Raw genomic sequence first — 4,994 nt, 5'->3', positions numbered from 1 at the left:
TTGCGCTAAGCGACTACCGTATCTCACAGGGGGCAACCCCCAACTACTTCAGGCGTTCTAGGGCTTAACTGCTGTGTTCGGCATGGGTACAGGTGTATCTCCTAGGCTATCGTCACTTAACTATTGAGTCTTGTCAACTCAAAATTGAATATCTATATTCTACCAAGAAAAACCAACGCTGTCAATATTGACTCTAGTTTATTTTTGGATAAGTCCTCGAGCGATTAGTATTGGTCCGCTACATGTGTCGCCACACTTCCACTTCCAACCTATCTACCTGATCATCTCTCAGGGCTCTTACTAACATAAAGTTATGGGAAATCTCATCTTGAGGTGGGTTTCACACTTAGATGCTTTCAGCGTTTATCCCGTCCCTACATAGCTACCCAGCGATGCCTTTGGCAAGACAACTGGTACACCATCGGTAAGTCCACTCTGGTCCTCTCGTACTAGGAGCAGATCCTCTCAAATTTCCTACGCCCGCGACGGATAGGGACCGAACTGTCTCACGACGTTCTGAACCCAGCTCGCGTGCCGCTTTAATGGGCGAACAGCCCAACCCTTGGGACCGACTACAGCCCCAGGATGCGACGAGCCGACATCGAGGTGCCAAACCTCCCCGTCGATGTGAACTCTTGGGGGAGATAAGCCTGTTATCCCCAGGGTAGCTTTTATCCGTTGAGCGATGGCCCTTCCATACGGAACCACCGGATCACTAAGCCCGACTTTCGTCCCTGCTCGAGTTGTAGCTCTCGCAGTCAAGCTCCCTTATACCTTTACACTCTGCGATTGATTTCCAACCAATCTGAGGGAACCTTTGGGCGCCTCCGTTACCTTTTAGGAGGCGACCGCCCCAGTCAAACTGCCCGTCAGACACTGTCTCCGATAGGGATAACCTATCTGGGTTAGAGTAGCCATAACACAAGGGTAGTATCCCAACAGCGCCTCTGTCGAAACTGGCGTCCCGACTTCGTAGGCTCCTACCTATCCTGTACATGTGGTACAGATACTCAATATCAAACTGCAGTAAAGCTCCATGGGGTCTTTCCGTCCTGTCGCGGGTAACCTGCATCTTCACAGGTACTAAAATTTCACCGAGTCTCTCGTTGAGACAGTGCCCAAATCATTACGCCTTTCGTGCGGGTCGGAACTTACCCGACAAGGAATTTCGCTACCTTAGGACCGTTATAGTTACGGCCGCCGTTTACTGGGGCTTCAATTCAGATCTTCGCTTACGCTAAACCCTCCTCTTAACCTTCCAGCACCGGGCAGGCGTCACCCCCTATACATCATCTTACGATTTAGCAGAGAGCTGTGTTTTTGATAAACAGTTGCTTGGGCCTATTCACTGCGGCTCAGTTTAACTGAGCACCCCTTCTCCCGAAGTTACGGGGTCATTTTGCCGAGTTCCTTAACGAGAGTTCTCTCGCTCACCTGAGGCTACTCGCCTCGACTACCTGTGTCGGTTTGCGGTACGGGTAGAGTATGATACAACGCTAGAAGATTTTCTCGGCAGTGTGACGTCACTAACTTCGCTACTAAACTTCGCTCCCCATCACAGCTCAATGTTACAGATACAAGCATTTGACTCATATCACACCTCACTGCTTAGACGGGCACTTCCAATCGCCCGCTTTAGTTAGCCTACTGCGTCCCTCCATCACTTCATACTCTAGTACAGGAATATCAACCTGTTGTCCATCGGATACACCCTTCGGTCTCTCCTTAGGTCCCGACTAACCCAGGGCGGACGAGCCTTCCCCTGGAAACCTTAGTCTTACGGTGGATGGGATTCTCACCCATCTTTCGCTACTCATACCGGCATTCTCACTTCTATGCGTTCCAGCACTCCTCACGGTATACCTTCTTCACACATAGAACGCTCTCCTACCATAACACTAAAGTGTTATCCACAGCTTCGGTAAATTGTTTTAGCCCCGGTACATTTTCGGCGCAGGGTCACTCGACTAGTGAGCTATTACGCACTCTTTGAATGAATAGCTGCTTCTAAGCTAACATCCTAGTTGTCTGTGCAACCCCACATCCTTTTCCACTTAACAATTATTTTGGGACCTTAGCTGGTGGTCTGGGCTGTTTCCCTTTCGACTACGGATCTTAGCACTCGCAGTCTGACTGCCGACCATAAATCTTTGGCATTCGGAGTTTATCTGAAATCAGTAAACCGAGATGGCCCCCTCATCCAAACAGTGCTCTACCTCCAAGATTCTTAAATGTCGACGCTAGCCCTAAAGCTATTTCGGAGAGAACCAGCTATCTCCAAGTTCGTTTGGAATTTCTCCGCTACCCACAAGTCATCCAAGCACTTTTCAACGTGCCCTGGTTCGGTCCTCCAGTGCGTCTTACCGCACCTTCAACCTGCTCATGGGTAGGTCACATGGTTTCGGGTCTACGACATAATACTAATCCGCCCTATTCAGACTCGGTTTCCCTACGGCTCCGTCTCTTCAACTTAACCTCGCATCATATCGTAACTCGCCGGTTCATTCTACAAAAGGCACGCTCTCACCCATTAACGGGCTCGAACTTGTTGTAGGCACACGGTTTCAGGTTCTATTTCACTCCCCTTCCGGGGTACTTTTCACCTTTCCCTCACGGTACTGGTTCACTATCGGTCACTAGAGAGTATTTAGGGTTGGGAGATGGTCCTCCCGGATTCCGACGAGATTTCGCGTGTCTCGCCGTACTCAGGATACTGCTAGGTATAAAGACTATTTCGAATACGAGGCTATTACTCTCTTTGGCCTACCTTCCCAGGTAGTTCTTCTATACTCTTTAAGTCCACATTGCAGTCCTACAACCCCGAACAGTAAACTATTCGGTTTGCCCTCCTGCCGTTTCGCTCGCCGCTACTAAGGCAATCGCTTTTGCTTTCTCTTCCTGCAGCTACTTAGATGTTTCAGTTCACTGCGTCTTCCTCTACACTACCTTAACAGTAGTGAGTGACAGGCATCAACCTGCCGGGTTCCCCCATTCGGACATCCCTGGATCATCGCTTACTTACAGCTCCCCAAGGCATTTCGTCGTTTGTCACGTCCTTCATCGGCTTCTAGTGCCAAGGCATCCACCGTGCGCCCTTATTAACTTAACCTTATTAACCTAATTCTTTTCAAAATTAGAAAACTCATTAAATATTCACAGCGTTTTCGGTTTATTTTCTTGTTACTATTTCTATACGTACTTTCATACGTTTAGGAATGTTTGATAGATATTCAATTTTCAATGGACAAGTTTAACAACTTCCGTTGTTAATGGAGCCTAGCGGGATCGAACCGCTGACCTCCTGCGTGCAAAGCAGGCGCTCTCCCAGCTGAGCTAAGGCCCCACAAGACCTCTCAAAATTAAAGAAGACTAACGTACAGGTTCCATTTCCTTAGAAAGGAGGTGATCCAGCCGCACCTTCCGATACGGCTACCTTGTTACGACTTCACCCCAATCATCTATCCCACCTTAGGCGGCTGGCTCCTAAAAGGTTACCTCACCGACTTCGGGTGTTACAAACTCTCGTGGTGTGACGGGCGGTGTGTACAAGGCCCGGGAACGTATTCACCGCGGCGTGCTGATCCGCGATTACTAGCGATTCCGACTTCATGTAGGCGAGTTGCAGCCTACAATCCGAACTGAGACTGGTTTTAAGAGATTAGCTTGCCGTCACCGACTTGCGACTCGTTGTACCAGCCATTGTAGCACGTGTGTAGCCCAGGTCATAAGGGGCATGATGATTTGACGTCATCCCCACCTTCCTCCGGTTTATTACCGGCAGTCTCGCTAGAGTGCCCAACTGAATGATGGCAACTAACAATAGGGGTTGCGCTCGTTGCGGGACTTAACCCAACATCTCACGACACGAGCTGACGACAACCATGCACCACCTGTCACCGATGCTCCGAAGAGAAACCCTATCTCTAGGGCGGTCATCGGGATGTCAAGACCTGGTAAGGTTCTTCGCGTTGCTTCGAATTAAACCACATGCTCCACCGCTTGTGCGGGCCCCCGTCAATTCCTTTGAGTTTCAACCTTGCGGTCGTACTCCCCAGGCGGAGTGCTTAATGCGTTAGCTGCGGCACTGAGTCCCGGAAAGGACCCAACACCTAGCACTCATCGTTTACGGCGTGGACTACCAGGGTATCTAATCCTGTTCGCTCCCCACGCTTTCGAGCCTCAGCGTCAGTTACAGACCAGAGAGCCGCTTTCGCCACCGGTGTTCCTCCATATATCTACGCATTTCACCGCTACACATGGAATTCCACTCTCCCCTTCTGCACTCAAGTTTGACAGTTTCCAAAGCGTACTATGGTTAAGCCACAGCCTTTTACTTCAGACTTATCAAACCGCCTGCGCTCGCTTTACGCCCAATAAATCCGGACAACGCTCGGGACCTACGTATTACCGCGGCTGCTGGCACGTAGTTAGCCGTCCCTTTCTGGTAAGATACCGTCACTGTGTGAACTTTCCACTCTCACACACGTTCTTCTCTTACAACAGAGCTTTACGATCCGAAAACCTTCTTCACTCACGCGGCGTTGCTCGGTCAGGGTTGCCCCCATTGCCGAAGATTCCCTACTGCTGCCTCCCGTAGGAGTCTGGGCCGTGTCTCAGTCCCAGTGTGGCCGATCACCCTCTCAGGTCGGCTATGTATCGAGGCCTTGGTGAGCCGTTACCCCACCAACTAGCTAATACAACGCAGGTCCATCTCATAGTGAAGCAGTTGCTCCTTTCAAGCATCTACCATGCGGTAAATACTGTTATGCGGTATTAGCTATCGTTTCCAATAGTTATCCCCCGCTATGAGGCAGGTTACCTACGCGTTACTCACCCGTTCGCGACTCATCCGTCTAGTGCAAGCACCAGACTTCAGCGTTCCACTTGCATGTATTAGGCACGCCGCCAGCGTTCGTCCTGAGCCAGGATCAAACTCTCATAAAAAGTTTTGATTCAAACTCAAGCTATTGCTAGCTTTCCGTTTTATTGTTTTT

The 4,994-nt window shown here is 50.0% G+C and carries 1 tRNA gene and 3 rRNA genes; all 4 read right to left on the bottom strand.

Annotated elements, in window-relative coordinates:
* Positions 1 to 4: 4 nt before the first annotated feature.
* A 5S ribosomal RNA gene (gene rrf / locus C1G57_RS00055) occupies positions 5 to 120 on the bottom strand.
* An 84-nt stretch (positions 121 to 204) separates the two neighbouring features.
* Positions 205 to 3,109, bottom strand: a 23S ribosomal RNA gene (locus C1G57_RS00050).
* 161 nt (positions 3,110 to 3,270) lie between these two features.
* Positions 3,271 to 3,343 (bottom strand) — tRNA-Ala (locus tag C1G57_RS00045).
* Between the two features lie 52 nt (positions 3,344 to 3,395).
* Positions 3,396 to 4,944: ribosomal RNA gene (locus C1G57_RS00040) — 16S ribosomal RNA — on the bottom strand.
* Together the 16S, 23S and 5S rRNA genes with 1 tRNA gene alongside form the textbook arrangement of a ribosomal RNA operon.
* Positions 4,945 to 4,994 lie beyond the last annotated feature (50 nt).

Source organism: Streptococcus suis (genome assembly GCF_002960425.1).
GTDB classification, from domain to species: Bacteria; Bacillota; Bacilli; order Lactobacillales; family Streptococcaceae; genus Streptococcus; species Streptococcus suis_S.
Note: the sequence above shows the minus strand (reverse complement) of the source record. Positions and strands in the feature narration are given on the sequence as shown.